The organism is Saprospiraceae bacterium, assembly GCA_016713025.1.
In the GTDB taxonomy this organism is placed as follows: domain Bacteria; phylum Bacteroidota; class Bacteroidia; order Chitinophagales; family Saprospiraceae; genus OLB9.
Genome location: JADJPZ010000004.1, coordinates 145725 through 170578, shown reverse-complemented (window position 1 = coordinate 170578; position 24854 = coordinate 145725). Strand labels below are relative to the sequence as shown.

18 protein-coding genes are annotated in these 24854 nt (G+C 37.3%); 8 read left to right on the top strand and 10 right to left on the bottom strand.

Annotated features, from left to right (window positions below; all coding sequences use genetic code 11):
• Nucleotides 1-105: 105 nt before the first annotated feature.
• Nucleotides 106-831: a hypothetical protein gene (locus tag IPK35_07260; protein ID MBK8053056.1), complete on the bottom strand. Its 726-nt coding sequence runs from the start codon at nucleotides 829-831 to the stop codon at nucleotides 106-108.
• Between the two features lie 199 nt (nucleotides 832-1030).
• The gene (locus tag IPK35_07255; protein ID MBK8053055.1) at nucleotides 1031-2728 is read right to left on the bottom strand and encodes a hypothetical protein; all 1698 of its coding nucleotides are present in this window, start codon (nucleotides 2726-2728) and stop codon (nucleotides 1031-1033) included.
• A 177-nt stretch (nucleotides 2729-2905) separates the two neighbouring features.
• Here IPK35_07255 and IPK35_07250 point away from each other — a divergent pair, with 177 nt between their 5' ends.
• On the top strand, nucleotides 2906-4192 hold the full coding sequence (locus IPK35_07250; protein ID MBK8053054.1) for an acetyl-CoA hydrolase/transferase family protein: 1287 nt from the start codon (nucleotides 2906-2908) through the stop codon (nucleotides 4190-4192).
• A 1172-nt stretch (nucleotides 4193-5364) separates the two neighbouring features.
• Complete coding sequence (locus tag IPK35_07245; protein ID MBK8053053.1) at nucleotides 5365-7773, top strand: TonB-dependent receptor; 2409 nt, start codon at nucleotides 5365-5367, stop codon at nucleotides 7771-7773.
• An 18-nt stretch (nucleotides 7774-7791) separates the two neighbouring features.
• Here the strand turns inward: IPK35_07245 and IPK35_07240 are convergent, their stop codons facing one another.
• The 3 genes from IPK35_07240 to IPK35_07230 form a co-directional block, all read right to left on the bottom strand.
• Nucleotides 7792-8196 (bottom strand): hypothetical protein, encoded by a 405-nt coding sequence (locus IPK35_07240; GenBank protein ID MBK8053052.1) that lies wholly within the window; start codon nucleotides 8194-8196, stop codon nucleotides 7792-7794.
• Between the two features lie 77 nt (nucleotides 8197-8273).
• Entirely contained in the window at nucleotides 8274-8918 is a 645-nt protein-coding gene (locus tag IPK35_07235; GenBank protein MBK8053051.1) for a DUF4197 domain-containing protein, read from the bottom strand.
• A 208-nt stretch (nucleotides 8919-9126) separates the two neighbouring features.
• Nucleotides 9127-9930 carry a DUF1460 domain-containing protein gene (locus IPK35_07230; protein MBK8053050.1) on the bottom strand — a complete coding sequence of 268 codons (804 nt, stop codon included), beginning with the start codon at nucleotides 9928-9930 and terminating at the stop codon, nucleotides 9127-9129.
• Between the two features lie 55 nt (nucleotides 9931-9985).
• Between IPK35_07230 and IPK35_07225 the strand changes: the two genes are divergently transcribed.
• The 4 genes from IPK35_07225 to IPK35_07210 all read left to right on the top strand — a co-directional run bounded on the left by IPK35_07225 (nucleotide 9986) and on the right by IPK35_07210 (nucleotide 14838).
• On the top strand, nucleotides 9986-11302 hold the full coding sequence (locus IPK35_07225) for an amidohydrolase (GenBank protein MBK8053049.1): 1317 nt from the start codon (nucleotides 9986-9988) through the stop codon (nucleotides 11300-11302).
• A gap of 127 nt (nucleotides 11303-11429) precedes the next feature.
• Entirely contained in the window at nucleotides 11430-12335 is a 906-nt protein-coding gene (locus tag IPK35_07220; protein MBK8053048.1) for a hypothetical protein, read from the top strand.
• Between the two features lie 71 nt (nucleotides 12336-12406).
• Complete coding sequence (locus tag IPK35_07215) at nucleotides 12407-13501, top strand: hypothetical protein (protein MBK8053047.1); 1095 nt, start codon at nucleotides 12407-12409, stop codon at nucleotides 13499-13501.
• A gap of 395 nt (nucleotides 13502-13896) precedes the next feature.
• Nucleotides 13897-14838, top strand: coding sequence for a succinylglutamate desuccinylase/aspartoacylase family protein (locus tag IPK35_07210; GenBank protein MBK8053046.1), 942 nt, complete (start codon nucleotides 13897-13899; stop codon nucleotides 14836-14838).
• A gap of 430 nt (nucleotides 14839-15268) precedes the next feature.
• On the opposite strand, the gene IPK35_07205 is transcribed toward IPK35_07210, so the two are convergent.
• The 3 genes from IPK35_07205 to IPK35_07195 all read right to left on the bottom strand — a co-directional run bounded on the left by IPK35_07205 (nucleotide 15269) and on the right by IPK35_07195 (nucleotide 19248).
• Nucleotides 15269-17539, bottom strand: a complete 2271-nt coding sequence (locus IPK35_07205) for a decarboxylase (protein MBK8053045.1) — start codon at nucleotides 17537-17539, stop codon at nucleotides 15269-15271.
• Nucleotides 17540-17624: 85 nt separating this feature from the next.
• Nucleotides 17625-18119 carry a nuclear transport factor 2 family protein gene (locus IPK35_07200; GenBank protein ID MBK8053044.1) on the bottom strand — a complete coding sequence of 165 codons (495 nt, stop codon included), beginning with the start codon at nucleotides 18117-18119 and terminating at the stop codon, nucleotides 17625-17627.
• A 541-nt stretch (nucleotides 18120-18660) separates the two neighbouring features.
• Nucleotides 18661-19248, bottom strand: a complete 588-nt coding sequence (locus IPK35_07195; protein ID MBK8053043.1) for a hypothetical protein — start codon at nucleotides 19246-19248, stop codon at nucleotides 18661-18663.
• A gap of 678 nt (nucleotides 19249-19926) precedes the next feature.
• Here IPK35_07195 and IPK35_07190 point away from each other — a divergent pair.
• On the top strand, nucleotides 19927-20427 hold the full coding sequence (locus IPK35_07190) for a TlpA family protein disulfide reductase (GenBank protein MBK8053042.1): 501 nt from the start codon (nucleotides 19927-19929) through the stop codon (nucleotides 20425-20427).
• 142 nt (nucleotides 20428-20569) lie between these two features.
• Here the strand turns inward: IPK35_07190 and IPK35_07185 are convergent, their stop codons facing one another.
• On the bottom strand, nucleotides 20570-21817 hold the full coding sequence (locus IPK35_07185; protein MBK8053041.1) for a DEAD/DEAH box helicase: 1248 nt from the start codon (nucleotides 21815-21817) through the stop codon (nucleotides 20570-20572).
• Nucleotides 21818-22377: 560 nt separating this feature from the next.
• Between IPK35_07185 and IPK35_07180 the strand changes: the two genes are divergently transcribed.
• Entirely contained in the window at nucleotides 22378-23526 is a 1149-nt protein-coding gene (locus IPK35_07180) for a glycerate kinase (GenBank protein ID MBK8053040.1), read from the top strand.
• 583 nt (nucleotides 23527-24109) lie between these two features.
• Here IPK35_07180 and IPK35_07175 read toward each other — a convergent pair.
• The gene (locus tag IPK35_07175) at nucleotides 24110-24853 is read right to left on the bottom strand and encodes an alpha/beta hydrolase (GenBank protein ID MBK8053039.1); all 744 of its coding nucleotides are present in this window, start codon (nucleotides 24851-24853) and stop codon (nucleotides 24110-24112) included.
• Between the last annotated feature and the right edge of the window lies 1 nt (nucleotide 24854).

The window sequence follows — 24854 nt, the reverse complement described above, 5'->3', positions numbered from 1 at the left end:
GTAAGCTTACTTATTGTACAAATATCAACGATTCTATAGCTATTTGAAATGACTTAAGTCATAAATGATCATGATATTTAGTGATTATTTCCTTAATAGAATCAATTATTTGCAGCAATTGCTACCGCAATCATTCATATCGATTCTTATCGTTGCTCCGGCATAAGGACTGGCAAGGTTAATTTTTTCCTTAAATGCCAAAGAACCTGCAAGTCTCCATTCAGTGGGAAAATTGGCTATATATCCACCATTGACAGTTATAGATACGCTTCTGTTGTTAAGTTTAAACTTTCCTCCCAGATCAATACCAACATCACCCGTTACTACAAAATTGTCAAGAGTGTGGCTTTCGGTCTGAGATCCCAGAACAGATGTGATGGAATTTGATTTCACACCTTTGGCGATATTCATTCTGAAGAGCCCACCTCCAAGCTCAACATACGGAGTGAAAATAAATGCAGATGACTTGAACACAGGAAAACGAAAATCTTCCTTAAGACCTATACCTGTCACCGACACATAGTTAGTACTGTTTAATGTACCCAATTGCTGATAATAGAATATCTTGGGTAAATTGTACAATCTAACCTGATACTCTATGGCTTCCTGCTCGAGGATAAAACCACTATTGGAAAGTGTTGTCCGTGTATTGCTAAGGGTATTGAAATAATACTTACCTCCCACTGATATGATATTGCGATCACAATCAGAACAAGTCATCGAGGTATCGGTAGAGACTTTCATCTCCTCTTTCATCTGAGTGTCTTCCTGGGCTGTCGCCATCAGGTGCCCCACAAAAACAAATGTTAAAAGAATCATCAAGTTTTTCATATACTGAAATATTTAGTTAAAAAAATTATTCTACACCAAATAGATTGGAGTAAAAAGAATTAAGGCCGCAAAATTAACCATTTACATACTTTATCACATGAATATTCAAAATTTAATTATTTTCTAATGAATTACATTAACAATATTTATATTTATATATATCTATAATACAATATATTGCAAATAAATTTATCTACTTTCAATCATCCTTCAAACAACCCTTTAGTATTTCCAGAGTGATGAGATATGTGGGTTTGACCCCGTCAAGTCCCAGACTTCCTGAAGCAAGAGTGCTGCCTGTTTCTAGAGGATTGTCAGATGCATAATATGCATATCTCAATTTGATATCCGGTCTGATATTATTCCGAATTTTTGACGCTGCTTGTATCGCCTTCTGGTAGTGAGCTCCTTCCATCTCCAATCCTACGGCCTTCCAGGACGATCTCCAAAAATAGGTCAGAATATCTTTGTTTTGCAATGAAGTACCCAGAACAGTAATCATTGTCCCTTCATATACTCCAAGTCCACAACCATCAAACATGGATGGTGTAAGAGAATTCTCAAGTGGATAGTTGTCCGCAGTTCCTTCAAATACATGGGCTGTGGGGATCATAATATCCCCTTTGTCACCTTCGAGTATCCCGGCCTTACCCATGATATTGATGGATCTGACATTGAGGCGATTTCTCTGCTCATGGATCACATAAGGCTTGAGCAATTCATCCATGGTTTCGTAGGCTTGCTCTCCAAAAGCATAATCCATTACAATAAAAACCGGACTTTTGTCCTTTGGTTTTTGAGTAAACCCAATTTCTTCCGCTACATTTTTGATATCTATACACGCACTATCAAATATCTGAACACCTATATTGGTTCCGCTAGTGTCTGATAGTTTTTTCATTCCATTTTTTAAAGCAAAATCGGTCACAAGGGCTCTCATATCTGCATTGTCATCCATACTGAGAATTTCAGCAAACTGCTCCAAGCTTTCAAACTTTACTTTTTTGGTCAGTGCAGACTTGGCGTAAAAACAATTCATCACGCTATGTAAATTGGCACTGATGATGTGAATAGGTCTTTCGAAAAGATCATTATCCCACAGTGTCTTTTTGATAGTGTTTGCCCATTTTTCACCATAAATGTGGTTGCCCAAATTCTCTCGTAGTGCGGGCGAAAAGGTGATTTCTCTATCTATCTGAGTCAAAAATTCTTCCATACTCAGTTTGCCCAGCCAGTAAGTGATCTCAAACAGGCTATTTACTTCGGCTGACTTTTCAAATCTGCCATAAGCGGATGCCACTTCGTCGTAAGTTCTTCCGAGGATGGTATTAAGGTAGGTAAAACCCACTTCGACGTTGATTTCTTTTTCTTCATGAATATCTGCTATTAGTTTCTCAAGCATGAGCCATGACCGATTTTTTCTGCCACGGGAATCCAGGCTGTTTTTTCTGATTTTTTCAGATTCAATATACATAAATGTCAGGTGGGTGAGGATATCATAAATATCACTTCCCCCTCTCGTCATTTCAATAAACATCTGTTCCTCATCTACCCTATAACAATCGCGCTTCCTGCGGGGCGGCACATGTTTTTCAAAATGAGAATGATCATATCCTTCCCTGGAGATCAATTTGATATATCTGCACTGTTCGATACCTTTTGGCAACCTCTGAAATATATATAGCAGACCTTCAAGTTCTACTTTCTCTTCATCAGCGATAAGACCGTAAATTTCAGGTTTCAGTGAGAGCATTGCCTCGATCATGGACTCTCCTGAGACTCCTAATGGTTTATATCCACCTCTCAGAAAGAGGTGTCTCATTGATACGTACAATCGCTGTATGGCAGCCCTGGATATCTGGGCTTGGGTACGTGGAGCCTGTTGGCCTTCAGTCATTATTGAAACATTTAAAATTTCTAATGCAAAGATTGCACCAAAAATGGTAAAATACCTAACAATGCAGGTCTAAATTTTAATTCAAATGATTTTAATTATTCATATAACTGACAGATATCATATATGAGATTAAGTTAAAAGTCGTTCCTTTGCAGCAGAATTAAAATTAGTATAAATATGCGATTACCTGTAAATTATATCTCTGCAGCCGAAGCATTACAATTGGTCAAAAGTGGAGACAGAGTCTTTATCCATGGAAGTGCACAAACTCCCACCAACATGCTGAAAGAACTATCTTTTCAGTCTGATAGATTAAAGGATGTTGAGTTAGTATTCATTAGTGTTTTAGGCCAGATTTTTGTAGATCAGCCCGGAATGGAAGACTCATTCAATATTAACTCACTATTTGTCTCAGAACCCATACGAAAAGATGTCAATGAAGGTCGGGCAGATTACGTTCCTATATTTTTAAGTGAGATACCGGAACTGTTTAAAAGAAATATCCTGCCCATTGATGTGGCGATTGTTCAGGTTTCTCCGCCGGACAAACATGGTTATTGCTCTATGGGTGTGTCAGTGGACGTGGCAAGGTCTGCAGTCAATACAGCCAAAAAAGTGATAGCTCAAGTGAATCCGAATGTACCCAGAACTCATGGCGACGGTCTGATCCATACAAAAAGATTTCACGCCATTACCTATTTTGAAGAACCATTGCATCAAGCTTCATTTGGAGAACGGGTAGGTGCTGACGAAATAAAAATAGGTGAACACATAGCCAATTTAATAGAGGACAGAAGTACTATTCAAATGGGTATCGGAGCTATACCGGATGCTGTATTGCGATGTCTTGGTAACCATAAAGACTTAGGTGTACACACAGAAATGTTGTCAGATGGTATCATTGATCTCTTTGACAAGGACGTGGTTACCAACAAATATAAAGCCATACACCCCAATAAGATAGTCACAGGTTTTGCTCTTGGCAGCCGAAACCTCTACGATTATATAGATGATAATCCTGCATTTTCATTCTTGGATATAGACTATGTCAATGATCCTCATGTCATCAAGAGAAATCCTAAAGTAGTAGCGATCAACGCTTCGATTGAAGTAGACCTGACAGGTCAGATATGTTCTGATTCCATAGGTACTTATCAGTTCAGCGGAGTGGGTGGTCAGATGGACTTTCTCAGAGGCGCATCATTGAGTCAGGGAGGAAAACCGATCATAGCATTACCATCCAGAACCAATAAAGGATTAGGCAGAATCGTGCCATTCCTGAAACAAGGAGCAGGTGTAGTAGCCACAAGATCTCATGCCCATTATATAGTGACTGAGCAAGGTGTCGCATACCTGTATGGCAAAAACCTGAGACAGAGAGCAAAAGCCTTAATCAATATTGCCCATCCAGATGACAGAGAAGATCTGGAAAAAGCATGTTTTGAAAGATTTAAGATCTTTTAGAACTTCATTTACTGGCATCTTTTTTGTAAAAAGCCACATAACAAATCAAAAGTTGTGTGGCTTTTGTGTATTTACAAACCCCATGCTGGTGCAAGTTTGTAACTTGTGACTTTTACCTAAAAATCTAAAATGAATTTCCTATTCCAGACCAAAATTACTGCATTCTGACCTATGAAACAAGATGACCATGCCGTCAGGTGTGCTGACGGTTCCTTCACTAAATTGAGCTCCCACTCAATTTTGCAGTCGCACCGTTCAGTCATGCACCATACCGTGTGCAGCTATGCTGTAGCGATGACTACAGCATAGCTGCACAAAGTACTATTTGTCGTCAAAAATGCTTATTTTACCCGCCTGCTCCGAAGCGGGCAGGTTGTACTTTGGATCTTCATTACGGAACTCATTTTAGATATTTAGGTATTAATTAATACCCCCATCCGTCTCAGTTTCTGCCTGCTTCAGGTAGAAAACTGTAACTTCGATGCGATACATTATTTAGATATTATTGATAAGTTAAAAATACAAAGCCAATTTAAAATATTTATTTCAAAACAATTCGCGATTCTTAAATTTTATATGAAAATGAAATTTAGCGCATGTTTAAATTTTTATTGACATAAAATCAATATATTATGAACCTGGCTTAAATATAATCGTCTTTATTTATCTCACATGCACGCATATAAAATTAGTTTTCTGGCAATCCAAATTCGTTGATTATCTTATTGCCAAAATCATTATCTTTTAATTTACAAATAAGAAAAATTTTGAATATACCTACGAGTGTTTAAAATTTGTCCTTTAGCAATAATACGTCATATATTGGCTGCACATTTGTTAAATTTTTCGCCTGCCTGCCGAATTTTAAAGCAAAATTTATTTAAGTTCAGAGTAAGCCAGGTCGAATTGCACATCCGCCGCGGCGGCCTGCAAAATTTACCTCTTTTAACTCAAAATAAGCTCACTTCATTATCTAAAAACAAAATTTAAACATACTCTAAATCAATAGTTACAGAAATATTATTCAAGTTTTTTGCAACCATACTGAATTTCATAACGTCTTTACATGTATTCAGATAATTCTTCGGAGTGCCTTAAAAGGCAAATATTAGCAATCTAAACATACTCCAATTCCAAAAAATCAAACAATCAAATCAAAGATCACTATGCAGATGAATCGTTATTACTTCACACTTATCATCACTTTATTTGTTGTAAGCGCTTATAGCCAATTGATAGTCAAGGGTATCATCAGGGACGAAAATGGAAATCCGATTCCTTTTGCTTCAGCATCTCTTATCGCAGCCGGTGATTCTCTCTTAATAAAAGGAAGTCTTACTGACGACCTTGGTGCCTACAAAATCGAAAACGTATCACCTGGTCAGTACAGACTTTTAGCTTCATTTTTGGGGTATACAAGTATTTACAGTGACATTTTTGAACTCAAAGCTTCAAATCAATTTGCCACAGTGGATATCAATTTTATAAACAGAGGTATAGTATTGGATGAACCTGTGATTACAGCTAAAAGACCTTTTTTAGAGCAAAAATCCGATAGGCTTGTAGTAAATGTAGCCAACAGTGCTGTAGCAGCAGGTGGTACAGCTATGGAAATTCTCCAGAAAGTACCGGGTGTTGTAGTTACACAGGATAGAGTGACTCTCGGTGGAAGTCAAAATCTTCAAATCTGGATTGATGGTAAGCCGTCACTTTATACCGATATGAATGCTGTCCTTAGAGATATGCCTGGTGATCAGATAGAAAAGATTGAGCTCATCACCCAACCGGGAGCTCAGTTTGATGCAGCCGGCGGACCAATCCTGAACATAGTACTGAAAAGGAATGCAGATCTGGGTTTCAAAGGAACTGCGGCTATGACCCTTGGGGGCTTTAGGGTAGACCAATCTGATGTCAATGGTAATACAAAAGATTACTATCGTATCAATCCATCAGTTAATGCTACGTATCGCAATGGTAAAATCAACCTTTCCGGCAATACGAGTTTTAATCAGGGTACCTATTTTTCAGCCTTTATTGTGGATAGATATATCAATAAGGAAGTCTATAAAGGAAAAAATCTTGAGAATAATAGCTATAATTTTAGAAATATTAGGCTTGGCGCTGATTATTTTGCTACTGAAAAAGCTACTGCAGGTTTAGTTTTCAGGTACTGGGGACGTGGCGGGGTCGGAGATGGTTTTAATAAAACTCAGGTTTACAATCAATTGGAAACTGAACTTTTCAATTCTTTTATCACAGAAAATCATTCTGACAGTAAAAGAAGTGGACTATATGGAAGCACTTATTATAAATATGAGTTTGACAGAAAAACCGGCAGGACTTTCAATGTTGATTTTGACTATAACAGATTCAATACCAGAAATATCAACAACCTGATAATTTATCCGGATGACAGATCAACAAACAAATCATATTCCACACAAGATGTAGATCAGCCGGTCAATATTTATGTTGCAAAAGCAGATTATAAACATCCCTTTGATTCTACATTTAGAATGGAGACAGGTATGAAGTCATCATTTGCAAGTGTAGATAATGATCTCAATTTTTACAGAAACAATATCAGGTCTGACCGCGAGTCAAATATGTTTCTTTACAAGGAGAGTATTAACGCCGCTTATGTAAATCTGAGTAAAACATTAGGAAAAATTGAATTGAACGGAGGGCTTAGGGCTGAGCAGACTGTCATCTCCGGCAAATCATTGGATTCAATAGTTTTGGATAGGAATTATACACAATTATTTCCAAGTGCAAGTGCTCTTTACAGATTTAATAGCCACATGGCGGTTCAGTCTTCATATTCCAGAAGAGTCAACAGGCCTGGCTTTCAACAGCAAAATCCTTTTACATATTTTATTGATTCACTTACTTATACCAGAGGCAATCCGACATTGCGCCCTGAGATCATCAATACAGCACAACTCAACCTTACTTATGATGGCCAGCCATTTATTGGAATTGCATATTATAAAACTGATGATGTGATCATAGAAAATGCTCCCAGACTCGAAGGTACTCGTACATTTACCACAGCTGAAAACCTAGCTAACCAGGAGAGAGTGGAAATTCAACTCAATTTTCCAATAAAATTGGGAAAAGTCATTGATGGATTTGGAGGTAATCAGGCTATATTTAACTCTTACAATGCAACATATCAAGGACTGAAATATGAAGCCAGCAGATGGCATTGGTTAGCTTACTGGCAGATCAATGCCAATCTTCCGAAAGATTTTAAAATGGAATTCGGCGGCTTTTACCTGACAAAATTTTTAGAAGAATTTTTAACTATTGATAATATCTCCGGTGTCAATATAGGCATTTCAAAATCTTTTGCTGACAAAAAGGGTAGGGTTGCCTTGAGTTTTAACGATGTGTTTTACAAGCAAAATTCAAACGCTACTATCGATTTCAGTGATGTAAGAGTCAGCTTTTATCAGAGAAACTTTACCAGGCAATTGAGATTGACAGCAAGTTATCAGTTCGGAAATACAAAAATGAAAAACCTGAATGGCAGAAGCAGTGCTTCAGAAAGTGAATCTTCAAGAGTAAAGGTAGATTGATAGGATTGTAAACATGCTCTAATTTACATATCTGGCACTACCGGTGATGGCGCCTACAAAACCAAGGATAGCAGTGATGACGGTATCTGTGATGACAAACCAGACCGGAAAATGATATGTGAAAAGATAAATCATTACAGGTATAAAAATACCACAGAAAGCAATCAGCCCAAATGTCAATCTGCCAAATCCTGATACTAAACTGCTGATGAGTCCGGCAGCAAAGGCAGATAGTCCATGACTTATCGCTATGATGATGTATATTTTGGTAGGTAGGGTATTCATCCACGCAGAAAGCGCTTCATGATTATCGGTGTCCAGATCCATAGGTTGTGGGTACAGACCTTCATTGATCATTTGAGCCATCACTATGATCAATGCTGCTGTGCTCAATCCGGCAAATAATCCAAATACAGGTTTCAATCGAAGATAAAGGTTGGTTTACTGACGGTAAAAGTATGAAAAATCAAAAGACTTATTCCTAAACAAACACGTAAAATTTAAGATTTCTTACCAAAAACCTTTTTCAGGAGGTCGCTGCTTCTCTGATTGACGTCCGTCCTGATACCTTTTTCTTTTACAGCAATAAGTGAAAACAGACCATCCAATCCCTTATTGTTCACATGATCATCCAGAGCTGGGTTCATTTTTTTGACAAAAGGTATTTTATTATACGCGTCAACGACACTTTTCCAATATGTGCGCGCACTTACTTCATCGAGACTGGTTTGAATCACTGGCAAAAATGCATCATAAAGTTGAACCCTGGAAGTGGTTGCTAAATAGTTTGTAGCTGCATTTTCAGGTCCACTTATTATAGATGCAGCATCTTTTACAGTCATTTTTGTGAAAGCATCAACAAAGATAGGAGTCGCTTTTTTTGCAGCAATTTCTGCAGCTTTGTTCATTTGGAGGGTGAGTTTTGATTCGACATCCTGAAAACCCGGGACCAATTTGACTTTATCAATGACTTTTTGAGCATCTTCAGGAATGAGTATTTTGTATGGACTTTCAAGATATCCCTTATCTGCAGAAAGTTGTACCACTGCAGCATCTATCCCCAACTGTAGTGCTTCTTTCATGGCAGAACTCATCTCATTTTCATCTCCGGTAGCAATACCTGCTGCGGTTTTTGCCTTTTTCATCAGGTCTTTAAGCTGAGCGTCCACATGGGCATTTATACTCAAGACGAAAGCAAGGATCAATATTATCTTATTCACGATATTCAATTTTCTCTTTACAACGGAAAATCGAATGCACCAGTTCTATTAATTTAGTTAATTTTATTGTAATTATTTATTTGCGACTATCGCTATATTTATTTGAGAGTGATAAAAATTTAAACTCTTATACTCATTTAAGACACCTGACAACTATGATACCGGATTGGTTCTGATTCCGCATGATATATTCTGCAAGACTCAGAGATGTCAGTACCACTTTTTTCTCTGTCTCTGATGCGTGCAAAAGGCATAATTTTCCTTTTACCCACTTTGCAAAACCAGTATGTACCACATCCAATCCACTGATGGAAGTCGTGAAAGCTATAACATCTCCGTCTAGTATCCGGTGCTGCACTTTCGTTAAAGTTTTTTTGGGAATGTAGTAACGTTTGTGATTGTTGAGTCTTTTTTCTGAAGTCTTTATTTTTTCCAAATCTTCAATAACACTAAGTTTTGCGTATTTACTTTTATGTCTAGATATGAAGTTTATAGTTTTTACATATGGGATTCCACCGATAGACTTAGTTATATCCTGAAAATTATTCTGTGTGCAATTTTGCAATATCCATTCTGTAAAATAATGCAACCTCGAACCATATCCATTTATCACACCATCCCGGTACCTCATTTTTGTTAAGTAGGATTCAAAATTTTCTTTATCGATTATGTCCTGAGTTTTTGACTTGGCGAGAACGTATTCGACAAAAGTCACACAATCAAATGCATCATCAAAATAGGTTAATTTTTCAGGGCCTTCACTTTCAAGGGTACCACCTTTATATGGCTTTCCGATCAAAGACATGCCATTTTCAATAATGTATTGATGAATTTTTTTATTACTGATTGGGCTGATATTTTGGCTCTGTAGATTGAAATAACCATAGACCAATAATGAAAATAATAAAATTATAAGCTGAAAATTACTTTTATGCATAAAATTTATTTCCTTTGGAGTATTATTGATTCATCAAAATTAAAATTATTCATATATGAGATTTTTATTCATTACCATTTTTGTGTTGTCTGGTATTTTTCTTTGCGGTCAAAAAAGGAATCCGCCAAAGGTAGTAAATAATCAGGAAAAACTTGAAAATATGATCGCTGAACTGGCAAAAGCCAATGAAAGTGATGTCATAAAGTGGAGGAGGCATTTGCATCAATATCCTGAGCTGTCCAATCGAGAATTTAAAACGATGGCTTATATTGCAGCAAATCTAAAAGGGCTTGATGTGTCGATCGAAACAGGTATGGCCCACACAGGTGTCGTGGCAGTACTGAATACGGGTAAGCCGGGACCGGTGATCGGTCTAAGGGCAGACATGGACGGTCTTCCTGTATACGAACGTGTCAAATTGCCTTTTGCATCCAAAGAAGAATCAGAATATCTGGGGCAGAAAGTAGGCGTCATGCATGCATGCGGTCATGACAGTCACGTGGCCATCCTGATGGGTGTAGCCAAGATGCTCCATGCGATGAAAAATGATCTGAAAGGAAAAATAGTTTTTGTATTTCAACCTGCTGAAGAAGGTGCTCCTCTCGGAGACGAAGGTGGAGCAGCACTCATGATCAAGCAGGGATTAATAGACAAATATGGTATTCAGGTCATGTATGGCCTTCATATTTCAAGTGTAGTAGATGCTGGCTCAATCACATATAAACCGCTTGGCACTATGGCTGCTGCAGACCAGTTTTCTATCAAGGTCAAGGGTAAACAAGTGCATGGTTCGCGGCCATGGTCAGGAGTTGATCCCATAGTCACAGCGGCACAGATCATCCTTGGTCTCCAGACGATTGTAAGCAGGCAATTGGACCTGACAAATGAAGCTGCAGTTATTACTATTGGTAAGATATCGGGTGGAGTCAGAAATAACATCATTCCGGAAGAAGTGGAAATGATTGGTACCATACGCACACTTGATACAGAAATGCAAAAAATAGTGCACGAAAAGATCAAACTTACCGCTGAAAAAATTGCAGAAAGTACAGGTGCAACAGCTGAAGTTAAAATCCATACCGGATATCCAGTTACCTTTAACAATCCCCAACTTACAGCTAAAATGCTGCCTTCACTCGAAAAAGCAGCAGGAGAATCAAATGTTCGGGTAGTAAAGGCAACCACCGGAGCTGAGGATTTTTCATTTTTTGCACAAAAAGTACCTGGTCTTTTCTTTTTTCTTGGAGGAAAACCCAGGGATGTCGACACGCTGGATGCTTCCCAGCACCATACACCTGATTTTTATATAGACGAAAGCGGTTTTATAGTTGGTATGAGAGCTTTGGCACAATTGGTTATTGACACAAACTAGAATAAATTTGATAGAATGCCCTTATTTTTTAAATAAATATGTCAACAATGTGAAAATACAAAAAAAAAAGCTATATTTGATTCTTAATAACCTAAAAATTTCAAAAAACCAAAATTTCTTTAACAAAATGGACAATCAAACGATCAAAAATGCTCCCGATCACCATGCATTTTGCATTGTGGGAAAAGATACCCTATTTCTCGTTCATCAAATAATGACCCACATGGAAGCTCATTCCTATGAATTGATACTGGAGGTCTCTATTCCTGACGATGTCAAACAAAAAATTTTAGAAGACAGAAATATAAATGGAAATTCACATTATTTGGGGAATTGGTTTGGGTCGGAAGAAGTTGATGCATTTACGATACCAAGCCTTGCTTCCGGAAATAGAAAAGAGTTTAATGCAAATGTCTGGACTTCAGTCGAAAATGCAGAAGAAGTGGCAACTGAACTTGTTCCTGTCAAAAAAGATGCTCCGGACAATAGACTAATGGGTATGAAGTTGCCTAATGCTACATTACCTCAGCCGCCTTGGGGTGGGTATTGGGAAAAGCCAGAGGTTACACCGTGGTTGACTAATGTTAAGGTTACAGTAGAAAGGGTAGTGCACTACAGACATATAAACAGAAATGAAATTTCAAAACGATTTGAAGATTATGTATTGTTTGGAAGAGGTAAAGAAGCCCATATAATGCATTCTGTCTTATGGCAACCAGAGTATGATCATGTAGCCACATTAAAAGAAGTTCCCGAATGGATAGATGAAGAGCAATTAATTGCAACAATAAATATTTGCTTCCCCAATTTACCTTTTGATAATTACAGTACCTATTGTAACAATCCACTAAAAGATAAAACGCGTCATCAAGTATTATATTTCGGCCTTAAAGAGTTTCGAGGTATGTTTGGAACATTTCAAAATATACTTCCTGAACTCTACATCGAGATTGAACATACTTGGTGGTTTTCAACTAGAGTTATAAATTATTGGAACTACCAGTTCTGCACAGAAAGTAAAGAAATCAGTTAAATTATCATTTTGGATATAAAAAAAATTAATATCCTCAAACTTATAACCCCAAGCTAAACATTTTTTACATTATGGAAACTTTAACAGGATATGCCACAGCGATGATGAAAACAAAAACCTCATCAAGCTTTGAAGTAATTGAAGATTTTAATCACGCGTGGGAGGTGCTTTTTGCTTACGGTGGTCCCGGTATGGCACTTAGAGATGTTGGACTTGGCGCGTTGCCTGGAAAATTTCCCAGCCTTGCGGTAAGGCAAGTTATTATTGATAAACATCACGCCTCGGATGAGTCAATTAAACAAGTTTCCGCGCATGGGCATAGTCATGCCGATACCTGTGTTTTTTGTAAACTTGCTTTTGGCTCTACATATGAAGACCCTAATTTTGGGTTCATAACAGTAACAAGAAATAATAGAAATAAATACTATTGTAATTATTGCGATATGTTCTTGCGAATTTGTCCCGGAGAAACAACTCTTGAACTGCCCGTTATGGTGGTTGATGTTAAATCATCTAGAAAAATACGAAACGACCCCAATGTGAGTCTGCTTCAGTATTCTAAAATGCTATCTGATTTTCAGTGTTTAGCAGCTGCTGTTATTCAGAAAAATTTGGGGATGGTGCTAAATACTGTTGGAGATGCTGTTATCGGAATATGGCCATCTGGTTTTATCCCGGAAGAAATCAGAGCAAAACACAATTGGAATAAAAAAGAACCAGCAAAATTAGCTGCCCGACTTGCATTAATGGCAAGTGCAGAAATTGCTCGCCTGAGTCCAGATTCTCATGAAAATGGCAAGCTTCCATTCAAAGGAGCTCTTGATTCAACATTAATGTCCATATTTTCTGTTCAATCAAGTAACAAAATAAAAGAATTAGAAATTTCTGACCTGGACGCTGCGCTTAGTGGCAGCCCTATTGTGGATGACTTCGGTAATTTCCCAAAAGATGGGGAAAATGGTGAATTACAAAATGGTCCAACGAGCATTGATGTGGCCGGAGATGCAATAGAATACGCATCAGAATTATCGGGCCATGGTATCTTATCTGCAGGTGATTTTGCTATAACGCGCAGATTTGATATGGTTGCCGGTAACACTGACTTTGAGTATAACGTTCTTGACGAGCTCAATACGCCTTTCAGATTAGTAAAAAGAGCTAAATAACGGCCATCTGGATGGCCTTCATTGTTTATACTCAGCCTTAATAGAAATTACAATTCGAACACCCTTTCGCCTTTTTTTCTGTTTTATACAGTGGTGTTTTGGTCAGTTGTGGGTTTTAAACCAGGTGCTCTTTGTGAAGTTTGTAAACCACAGGCTGTAAAATGAATTTGGGAAAGGTTTGAATTCGTTTACACTCCAAAGCATGGTAGTGGGTTAAATTTGGCTAAAATAGAATTGAACGGTACTAATGGGACAATGTTAAAATCGCAGAATAAATAATATCGATAAAATGAAAAAAGAGGCAGAGGTCTGGCAAAACTATAAAAACAACAAGGAAACGAAATTCAAATGGCAAATTACTTGTAAAGATGCAAGGATAAATCTGCACCGCCCATATGCATCGAATCATTGGTAAATATACAGGAGATAAACCCGGACCGCTTATAGTTATTACGGCAGCAATGCATGGTAATGAACCCGCAGGTGTTAAAGCACTGGATTTGCTCTTCAAAATGCTGGAAGTCGAACCAATCACCAGACCGGGATTTAGCTATAAAGGGGAGATTGTCGGCTTACTCGGTAATATTCCTGCATTCAGTCAACAAAAAAGATATATTAAAAAAGACATCAACCGTTGTTGGCATCCAGCATATATTGACCAGCTCCTGCAAAAAGATAAAAATGATCTGAGAGATGAAGATTTTGAAATCAGAGATATCCTTGATACCATCGGAGAGGAGATAAATCGGTTGAAACCGTCAAGACTTTACTTATTGGATTTACATACCACATCATCTGATGGTGGTATTTTTTGTATTGCTACAGAAGAAGTCGAAAGTATCGAAATCGCTAAGCAAATACATGCACCAGTCATCACAGGATTGCTCGATGGTATAGAAGGGACTACCCTCCACTATTTCAACACAAATAATAAAAAGATATCCACTACGGCTATTGCCTTTGAAGGCGGGCATCATGACGACCCTTTTTCTGTTAACAGATGTATTGCAGCTACTATCAACTTTATGCGAGCTATAGGAGTCATCCATAGTGACGATGTAGAAAACCAACATGACTATATTTTACAGCAGTATTCAAATCATCTGCCACAAATTGTCAGGGTGATATATCGTTACCATATACAAGACAATAAAAAATGGCAGATGAAGCCTGGTTATAAAAATTTTCAAAAGATCACCGCCGGAGAAATCCTCGCCAGATATGATGGAGAAAAAGTGACAGCTCCTTGTGACGGCCTCATATTGATGCCTTTGTACCAAAGTCAGGGCCAGGATGGATTTTTTATTGTAAAGGAAATATATACCAATGTCGTTTAGGTAGGATACCTTTATTTGCCTCAACCCCGATGGACGTAGCCTGTGACTTCGATCCAATACCTCAAGAATTTATACTTCTATAACTTGAAATAAAACGCAAGATTATCTTTGTAGCAGTGCTGGCTCTTAATTAAATGTAGTGGACAGAAAATATTCTGTAAAAAATTTAAATCATAATGTATTGTAAATTAAATAATTATGATTGTAAATTTTCACAATCAATTTTCTGTTTGGTATAAGTCAAGAAAACTTAGTTGAATTAGAAAATAGTACTGTTAGTTAGTTAATTCTAAAGGGTTTATCGAAAGTTGAAAATGAATTTTAAATTGGTAAAATATAGGATCTCAGTTGGAAACTGCGACCATCGGGTGTAAATACATTGGGCACCAATATACAAACGATCAATTATACCTATAATACGAGAAAAATGTTATACTTTAGGTTTTCGGATATCATTAACTATATCAATTATTGTAGACTCCATAATGTCAATTATGGTCGGTATAAATGAACCTTCTATTGTATTTGAAAGCCATGGATTCATGATAGTCGTGATAAGAAAATCAATAGGTGTAGGATCTGCATCAGTAACCAACAATCGGGTTCGTAATTTATTCATAAAATCAGTCCCATAAGCGCTTGATGTAAAACTGGATGAGGTGACTACAAGTTTAGTATCTTCTACTTTATCTTTTTTTGGCGAAAAGCTAAAAGCAGTGTATATCGCTTCGTTCAACTTATTGAGTTTTGTGGTGTCGGTATTTGGCGTTCCATCAAGGTTATAATAATTGAACATATAAGTAATGATGGTTTGATCACCACCCAATTCTTTAAATAAGCCAAATGCTTTTGGGTCATTGATCAAAGTTTCATTACTGACATTCACGATGTTATTGAGGATATTCTGATATTGAGTTTGGACATCTGAAGAACTTTCACCGTTTTGAATGGCTGGTATAGGTATCAATGGAACAAAGAAAAATGGCAAATTCGGTTTAATATTCCATGTAGAAAAAGCAGCATACAATCGCTTAGCGTTGAACATGCATTGACCTAGCATTTTACCATAACCATCGACATTCGGTCGAATCACTCTATGACTAAAATAAACAGCTGAAGCTGCTGCACCAGGTTTTGAACCTTCTACACCATAAACACCTACGGTCGGATCAATTCCTCCATGATAAACGACAGGTGCTGTAAAAGAAACAAGATTTCGCATAGCGCTATTTCGATAACATAGTCCACCGGCTGGATAAGGAACATAACCTGCTTTGTGAGGATCGATAGTAATGGAATCTGCATTTGATAATGACTGGTATTGGCTTACCACATATTTACTCATAGGAAGTGCTACTTTATCTTTATCAGGTATTGTGACAAAAGTTGAAGGATCGCTATCGTCACTACTAGTAAGCATAGTATTAAAATATCCTCCCCAAGCAGCATCTACATGAATGGCAAACTCCATTCCTTGAGCACGATAAACCTCTCTCAATGCAATGATGTCTTTCAATGGGTCGACAGCACTTTCCTCTGTAGTGCCCAAAACCGCTACTACATTCAATACAGGTGTCTTGCTTGCTAAACATTCATCAAGTTTTGATATTAAATCCTTCTTACACATTCTTGCCTTCTCGTCAACTTTAACAGCCCACATATTATTTGCACCAATCCCTAAGATAGCTGCACCTTTTGGCCATGAATAATGTTTTGTAGCAGGGCCCATTGATACTGGAGTTGAGTTTATATCAGTAAGATATTTAGTCATAATGTCATGGTATCCAATGGATTGGACTAAATAATTAGTAACATATTGGCTAAAAATAGCTACAGTTATTTGACTATTGGTTTGACTTTCTATTTCGTCAGGAATGGTTAAAACTTCGTCAATTGGTAAGTTAAGTAATGTCCAGTTATCAAGTTGAATCAATGGTTTTGCAGTGCCATCAAGAAGTGTAACTTTAAAGTTTTTAGCTGCTGCCAAAGCTGGTTCATTTAATATTGCCGCCTTAGTACTCACTGCATAAAACTTCAGATTTCGTGCCATCCAAAGACCTTCGAGGTTTGCTACAGACCCGTCACAAGTGATGTGCCCCCAAGCAGTTATAGAATTATTTGTTGTTTCATCAGACGCAGGAATTGGATTGTTAAGTAAAGGTGGTAATCCGATGGGTTTTATTTTATAGCCCAACATCTTACAAAGCTCATTACCTACTTCCATCTCCAGCCATGTTGTAACTGGTGAAGCTTCAACAGCAACATTATTTTGATTATATAGCAATGCAGCAAAATATCCCAAAATTCCAGGCATCGCCGTATCCCAAAGCATATGGCCGATCGAGCGCATGCTATAAAAAGTGCCTGACTTGGTCAATTCATCTACCAAAACCACGAACTCTCGCCGCATAAGCATCATTGTATCCTGAAAACTTTCGGACTCCTGAATTTCTTTGTTGACATAATCAGGGTCATTTGGAAAAAGGGATTCTCTAGCATAAACATTACCTGCAACAGCAACAAGTAACAACTCAGTAAGGTACTTCGAATTGATTCCTTTGGTACCTAAGAAAAGTGCTTCTAATGTTTCGGCGCCTTTCCTGTCATGTAATTGAAGTTTTTCGCTTGAGCCGGAATTTACTATGTGTTCATGTAGTTTTTTTGCATAGTCAATGGATCTTGGCTTGGTGGTGTGAATCATATTTGTTGATTTGGGGTTAAGAAAAGTTTACCATTAAAATTGTACATGGTGGATGGGGTTTTGATAAAAAGAATTTGATTTAAGATCACAAATTGTTAAACTGGTTTGGGTCATAATAAGTAAATATTTTTTGGATCATGCTTTCTTCATTGAAACTAAATGTAGCATTTACCCTGGCGGCTCTTTGTACATGAACAAAATTGACATTGACATTGAACCAAGAAAATACCCAGGTGCCAGGTTTTGCTGGCCCTACAACTGATCCGCTTACGATGACGGGCACTGAATTTATTTCAGTGATAGTCATGGCGATGGTGTTATTGCTGATGCGCCAAGTTTGCCAAAAATCAAAAATATTTTGAATACCTTGAATGTTTCGGCGTTGTTCATCTATTCCTTGAGGGAAGAAAAGTTCTGCATCAGGGGTTAAAACTTCATAAAGTGGAGCATAATCACCTGATGCGAATACCTCAAGCGCACTATTACAAAGTGTACAAAATGACATGTTACCTATAGAATATGATCCCGTATCGTTATTGGTTTTTGTCTCTTCTTTGAGCTTTGTAAAAATGAGGTTCATAATTTATTAATTTCGTTTAGAAAAGTTATGATAGCCGTTTATAATAAACAGAAAGTTGAGTGCAAAAATTTAACATCATAGTTATTTAATTTACAATGCATTATAATTTAATTTTTATGGAAAATATTTTCTGTTCACTATAAGCTACCTTAGTATGAAAATACTCAATCTAAAATTAGATATAATCACCTGATTTTCCAGCAATTCAGGGTTAAAACATAAAATGTTAAAGGATAGCAAATCGTTAATCACTTATAAAAAAAAATAGTTTACAGATAATGCTCTTCTACAAATAACTACCACAATGTATAAAAAAAGAAGCAATTGAGCAAGTAAAAGCCTAGGAAAAGTTTTACACAGGTATATTAGGTTAAGAAAATTCATAATAGTAAAAACACCAGTTGCGACCTTGCGCCGCAAGAAGCACTGGTATTGATGCCTTTGTACCAAAGTCAGGGCCATGACGGATTTTTTATAGCCCGTCAAATTGATGGTAAAATGTAGTTACCTATTTACAACCATCCACTGCCGGGGCAGTTTTTTACCCTCTGCTTCTTTCTAATAACACCATCATGATAAGGGCAAGAATGACTCTTTGTTCTTCCATTTCCGAAATGGGTGTTAATTGATTTAATGAAAACTTCTTACCCCAAAAAGATTGTTCTTTACTAAATACAGCCACCAATTCACCATTTGTATTGGTGATGTTGTATTTGGGGTTGAAAAAGTATCCTGTAAAAATACCTAGAATCGGAACTTCAGAAAAGATACCATCCATGATTTTGACAAAAGCATTCTCTTCCTCTATGATGAACTCTTTGTGATCAGCATCATCAAATACTTCGTAGGTGGCCTTCCAGAGCGATCTGGCTCCTTTTCGCCCTATCCGTCCCATCTCATGGTTTTCCTTATCATACATAATGTAGGATGCTGACCAATCAATCCATTGATTCGCTTTGATTTTGAAAATGACATTTCGCTGGCTTTCATCTTCAAATACGGAGATATCTTCTTTTAGTTTAAAAAGTTTTTGTTTCACATAGGCCACATTTCTGCCGGAGCTGTCTCTTACATAAAATTGCGGAGCAAGTGCCAATACTTTGAATTCAAATTCTAATGGATAAGTCATATGCTTTGTTCGTATTATGTTGTATTTTGAAAATTCCTTTAACACTCTTATTAGAAGATCATCAAAGGTAATATATCAAGTATGATTTTCCAAATTTTATATTTATTCCTGAAGTATCCATAATGTCTAAAATGGATAAAAATTATTTATTACCATCATTTGGGTAATTTTCACCAGCCATATATTAGTGAAATTGACATTTTAATAAAAATCATCATATAAAAACAGTTGATGCTTAAAACACAAAGGGAGTAATAATTTTTACATGAGAAAAACACCCCTGATTTTGGTATAAAATAGTGGGTATAGTTCATATTATCTATTTTTCATATGGTATCATTTTTGGCATAGTGTGATAAGACGACACGATAAAAAGTTATCGAAATATAGAACTTAATAACCAATACCAAACTCAGATTTTTATGTTTTACAAAAAAGACGAAATTCTGTTCCGGGATTCACGTTTTCTTTTTGCCTTCTTGCTACTTAGCATTTTAATAGTCTTTATGGCTATGAGCTATAAGGCAATCTGAAGAATTCCGTACGCACCCGTAGTTAGCCCGAACAAATTTGTTCGGGCTTTTTTTTGCATATCCTCTTAAAATTAAGTTAATAAGGAACAATACAGACACTTTTTTTTGCGTATTTATGTTACCTTTATTCATTCAACATAAAAAAATGAACCCTTTTAAAATTCTTTTACCCACTGTATTTACATTTTTGACACTTGCAGTATTGGCTTCCGGCAATCCGTTTCCGACAGTCAATATCAAATCTCTTGACGGAAAGCAGGTCAGTACAACAGATTATACTTCAAAAGGAAAGATCACTATCGTAAGCTTCTGGGCAACCTGGTGTACTCCATGCAAAAGAGAACTGGATGTACTCAATGAACTGTACAGCGAATGGGTGGAGAAATATGATATTCAATTATTGGCAATCACCATAGATGATGCAAGAGGACTTTCTAAGGTGCCATCCATGGTCAAGACCAAAGGTTGGGAGTTTACAGTCTTAGCTGATTCAAAACAGGAGTTGCAGCAAGCACTCAACTTCCAGACTATCCCCCAGACTTTCCTGCTCAACGATAAAGGTGAAATAGTGTATGCCCATAATGGCTATAATCCTGGTGATGAGCTGGAACTCGAAAAGAAGATTGCGGATTTGAAAGGTAAATAAACTATCAGTTCTGCTTAGGAATTTTGATGAAATATCATCATTTCAAAACAGGAAATCATCACACATTTAGATGAATTTGTGGTATATTAAATGATCTTTTATCCACATAACTTTGCTGCATTCTTTGGAGAAAGAGAATGGTTTACAGCTTTCTTTTAGACTTTTTCACTCCATATCTTTTATTAGGCGACATTTTTAGTTCTGTGATGATATCCTTGAGGTTGAGTGTTTTTTCTGATGAAAGATCTACGACTTCTTTATAGTCTTCATGGAGGATAGCGGACACTTTTATTTTAGTACCCATATACTCCTCTATGTGCTTAAGCAGGTCTTTTTCTGACTCATCGCAGAAAGAATATGCTATACCCCGCTTCCTGCCTCTACCTGTACGTCCTACTCTGTGTACATAGCTTTCAGGGTGCTCCGGTAGGTCATAATTGACAACAAAATCCACATCCGGAATATCTATACCTCTTGCGCTGACATCTGTGGCTATCAGGAGTTTTACTGTACCGTTCTTAAACATGTTGAGTACAGATAGCCTGTCTGCCTGTTCTTGCCCGCCATGCATATATTCAGATGCAATATGAACGCGATGCATCGCTGCTTTTACCCTTTCGCACCTTACCTTTGTCCTTACAAAAACCAGAATTTTGGCTTCCGGTTGCTCGTTAACAAGCCTTTCAAGAAAAAAACGTTTATCATCCATATTGACAAACATCACGGAGTGGTCTACATTTTTTGAAACTGGATCTTTGGGGGAAATCTGAATCCGAATAGGATTTTTTACGAGTGAATAGGCAAGATCCTTAATTTGATCATCAATAGTGGCTGAAAAAAAGAGAGTTTGCCTTTTTACAGGTAGATGACGGATCAAATCTCTGATATCTTTGATAAAACCAAGGTCAAGCATATGGTCAGCTTCATCCAGCACCAGGATTTCGACACGATTGAGCTTGATAAACCCCTGACTTGCCAGATCAAACATTCTACCGGGAGTGGTCACCAGGATATCAATTCCTTTTTCCAACCTGGCTATTTGCGGGCCTTGTTCGACTCCGCCAAATACCGAAAATATGTTGACTCTGGTGTTCTTTCCTAAGATATTGAAAACCTCAGCTATCTGTATTGCCAACTCGCGAGTTGGAACCATAACAACACATTTGATACCATCCTCCCTTTTGGTATTTACCTTGCTATGCAGTATATGTAAGATAGGTATAGCAAAAGCAGCAGTTTTTCCTGTCCCGGTCTGTGCGATAGCCAGTAAGTCTTCTCCTTTCAGAATATTGGGTATACATTTAAACTGAATGTCGGTGGGCTTTTTAAAACCGAGCTTCTCGAGATTATTTTTTATCTCATTCACAAAATGGTAGTTAGAAAACTTCATTAAGATTTTTCTTGATGAAGGCAAAGATAATGAATATCGTGGAATTACTTATCATCAAAATATGGTAGTGTGTATAACATATTGCACTTTTGTGAAAAAAATTAACTTGCTACATTTGCCTATACTTACCCCCAACCCCTAAAGTGGAGACCAGCACTAATATTGAAAGCATTGGCGTGGGTCGTCTCAAGCGTAGCTTGACAGGCTCTTTAGGGAATGAGGGTAGCGAGGGAATTTAAGTATTTGTGCAATTTCAATTTGTTATACACACAATATGGTAGGTGTGTATAACAAATTGGTACGTTTTTAAAAGAACCAGAAATAAACTAAGAGTACTCTGAAATTTTAAAATGATTCTCCCCTACCCGACTGCCAACGAAGTGAAGTCAGGTTGTACTTTTGATCTTGCACACCATATAGGCAAATGCACTGATAGAATTCATAAGATGTTTAGGTAATATTTGTACTTTTGGGCAGAATAGACGCCCAAAATATAGTAAGCTAAGCTGCCGAGAATTTATTTTTCAATTCTCAACAAATAAAAGTCAACATTGATAAAAATGAAAGTAATTATTGCACCCGATTCATTTAAAGGAAGTTTAACTGCCATTAAGGTGGCTAAATCCATTGAAAAGGGAATAAAAAGAGTGGATGCAAATATTGAAACTGTTATAGTTCCAATGGCCGACGGTGGCGAAGGGACAGTTCAATCGCTTATCGCAATGTCTGAAGGTGTGATGGTTGAAGTGATGGTTCATGATCCTTTATCACGCCCGTTTAACTCATTTTATGGCATTATGGGCGATGGTAAAACGGCGGTTATCGAAATGGCTGCTGCCAGCGGACTTGAATTATTAAAAAATGATGAGAGAAATGTATTAAATACAAGTACTTTTGGTACAGGCGAACTTATAAAACATGCCCTTGACAGGGGTTGTACAGAGATCATTATAGGTTTAGGTGGTAGTGCCACCAACGATGGAGGAACTGGTATGGCTCAAGCACTTGGTGTCCGGTTTTTGGATGAAAAAGGCAAAGAACAAAATATGTGCGGCGCTGAACTTATCAATATTCACTCTGTGGATATGTCGGGTCTTGATACAAGAGTAAAAGGTTTAAATATTATAGCTGCCTGCGATGTGGACAATCCATTGTGTGGTATAAATGGAGCATCAAACGTATATGGACGACAAAAAGGGGCATCCGATGCTGATGTTCAAACCTTGAATAAAGGTCTGATACATTTTTCCGACCTAATGAAATCTTATACCGGATTGGATTTTAGTGAGTATCCGGGTGCCGGTGCAGCAGGTGGACTGGGTTATGGAGTTATGTGCTTTTTGGGAGCTAAGCTCGAAAGTGGCATTGAAATTATTATGCGGGAAACCAAGTTTGCCGATACAGTCGTGGGTGCCGATTTGGTGTTTACAGGTGAAGGTAGAATTGATTCTCAAACTGCGTTTGGAAAAACCCCGTTCGGAGTAGCACAAGTAGCAAAACAAAACAATATACCCGTAATTGCAATTGCCGGCAGCTTGGGGATAGGTTATCAGGAGCTTTATAACAACGGATTCGACGGCATCTTTTCGATTATTGATAAACCAACAACCCTTGACGATGCCATCACCAATGCTGAAGAATTAATAGAAAATATTGCTGAGTCCATTATTCGAATCATCATTGCTGCTCCGAAAACAATAATTTTATGATAAACAACCATTTTTTACACTATCTCATGCCTAATCAGAAGGTTGACCTAAAGAAATGTACTTGATTATCAATGCAGTAGAAATCAATATGATTTATTTTACTTCATCCTAAGCTTTTGGGAGTGGATTCACAATTCTTTTTTATATCACTCCACAAAATGCTCTCAATTTTATAAAACGCCAAGAACAAAACCTCAACAACATTTAATACAAGCGCTCTGTCCAGATAATAAGCTAACCTCGTAGGAGTTAATGAATGTATTGAAAACATAGCCTTATTTCTAGAATTCGAACTCCAACGTGTTTAAATTAAAATGGGAGTAATTTTCTAAGATCAAGAAGAAGAGCGTACAGAAATCGTCGCAAACGATTTTAGCTTTGAACTGTGGGCTCCGTACCACAGCTTAAACTGAATGATATAAATGTTCTATGGACCGCGAGTATTTTTAACGCAGATATTCGGAAAAAGAACCACATTTAATTAAGTTCTTTATCTAGTCAGAGCATTAGAGCTACACTACTCTCTAAGTTGCTAAAATAAAGGTGAGCATTCAATAGGTTTGGCAAAAAATAATTTTACACTCTATCTCTCATCACTGCTCAAAAAAGTATCAATCAGGGTATTGTAGTGATCCGCATCATTCAGATATGGAAAGTGGCCTTTATTGATTAAGGTAATAACTTTTGCCTGTGGATAGGTTGCTTTAAGCTGATCACGCAATGTTTTACTGACCAATGGATCATTATCTGACTCAATGATCTGAATGGGTATAGTTTTGTGGATATTTGATATAAAAGTATCGACAACACAGTAATACCTGCTTAAGAAATCTCCTTTTTTCACCTGACTTCCAAGCAATTCGTTCAAAAACGCATTGACTACCATAGAGTTTTCTGCTGCGGGGACAACTTCTGCATTGTACTTCTTCCGTATAGAATGAATTACAAACCACTCAGGCATGTACGTCATGATCTGCATCAGGGTTTCATTTTTTTTTTTATTTTCTGTATTGGGTGGGAAGGTATTCCCCAATGAGACCATCAAAACACGATCCGGATGAAAAGTGGTAATATATTGTGCCAGATATCCTCCCAAAGAGCTGCCAACTATGACCACTTTTCTTACATTTTCTCTATCAAGTATGGACAGTACACATTTTGATAAATCTTTCAGATTATTAACTCTCGGATATGTCAGGCTTAAGGTGGTATATTTTTGCTTGAAGTGATCCATCTGTTGCCACCAGGTGTCATATGATCCACCCATGCCATGTAAAAACAGGATGCATGTATCGCCCGTTCCTTCCTTTTGGTAAGTGATAGTCATA

What these genes read in the sequence shown, in the direction of transcription:
- IPK35_07190 (MBK8053042.1), top strand. Translation starts at nt 19,927, where the DNA reads ATGAACCCTTTTAAAATTCTTTTACCCACTGTATTTACATTTTTGACA.
- IPK35_07225 (MBK8053049.1), top strand. Translation starts at nt 9,986, where the DNA reads ATGAGATTTTTATTCATTACCATTTTTGTGTTGTCTGGTATTTTTCTT.
- IPK35_07200 (MBK8053044.1), bottom strand. Translation starts at nt 18,119, where the DNA reads ATGAACCTCATTTTTACAAAGCTCAAAGAAGAGACAAAAACCAATAAC.
- IPK35_07255 (MBK8053055.1), bottom strand. Translation starts at nt 2,728, where the DNA reads ATGACTGAAGGCCAACAGGCTCCACGTACCCAAGCCCAGATATCCAGG.
- IPK35_07245 (MBK8053053.1), top strand. Translation starts at nt 5,365, where the DNA reads ATGAATCGTTATTACTTCACACTTATCATCACTTTATTTGTTGTAAGC.
- IPK35_07195 (MBK8053043.1), bottom strand. Translation starts at nt 19,248, where the DNA reads ATGACTTATCCATTAGAATTTGAATTCAAAGTATTGGCACTTGCTCCG.
- IPK35_07185 (MBK8053041.1), bottom strand. Translation starts at nt 21,817, where the DNA reads ATGAAGTTTTCTAACTACCATTTTGTGAATGAGATAAAAAATAATCTC.
- IPK35_07180 (MBK8053040.1), top strand. Translation starts at nt 22,378, where the DNA reads ATGAAAGTAATTATTGCACCCGATTCATTTAAAGGAAGTTTAACTGCC.
- IPK35_07260 (MBK8053056.1), bottom strand. Translation starts at nt 831, where the DNA reads ATGAAAAACTTGATGATTCTTTTAACATTTGTTTTTGTGGGGCACCTG.
- IPK35_07235 (MBK8053051.1), bottom strand. Translation starts at nt 8,918, where the DNA reads ATGAAAAAGGCAAAAACCGCAGCAGGTATTGCTACCGGAGATGAAAAT.
- IPK35_07210 (MBK8053046.1), top strand. Translation starts at nt 13,897, where the DNA reads ATGCATCGAATCATTGGTAAATATACAGGAGATAAACCCGGACCGCTT.
- IPK35_07175 (MBK8053039.1), bottom strand. Translation starts at nt 24,853, where the DNA reads ATGACTATCACTTACCAAAAGGAAGGAACGGGCGATACATGCATCCTG.
- IPK35_07205 (MBK8053045.1), bottom strand. Translation starts at nt 17,539, where the DNA reads ATGATTCACACCACCAAGCCAAGATCCATTGACTATGCAAAAAAACTA.
- IPK35_07215 (MBK8053047.1), top strand. Translation starts at nt 12,407, where the DNA reads ATGGAAACTTTAACAGGATATGCCACAGCGATGATGAAAACAAAAACC.
- IPK35_07230 (MBK8053050.1), bottom strand. Translation starts at nt 9,930, where the DNA reads ATGCATAAAAGTAATTTTCAGCTTATAATTTTATTATTTTCATTATTG.
- IPK35_07220 (MBK8053048.1), top strand. Translation starts at nt 11,430, where the DNA reads ATGGACAATCAAACGATCAAAAATGCTCCCGATCACCATGCATTTTGC.
- IPK35_07250 (MBK8053054.1), top strand. Translation starts at nt 2,906, where the DNA reads ATGCGATTACCTGTAAATTATATCTCTGCAGCCGAAGCATTACAATTG.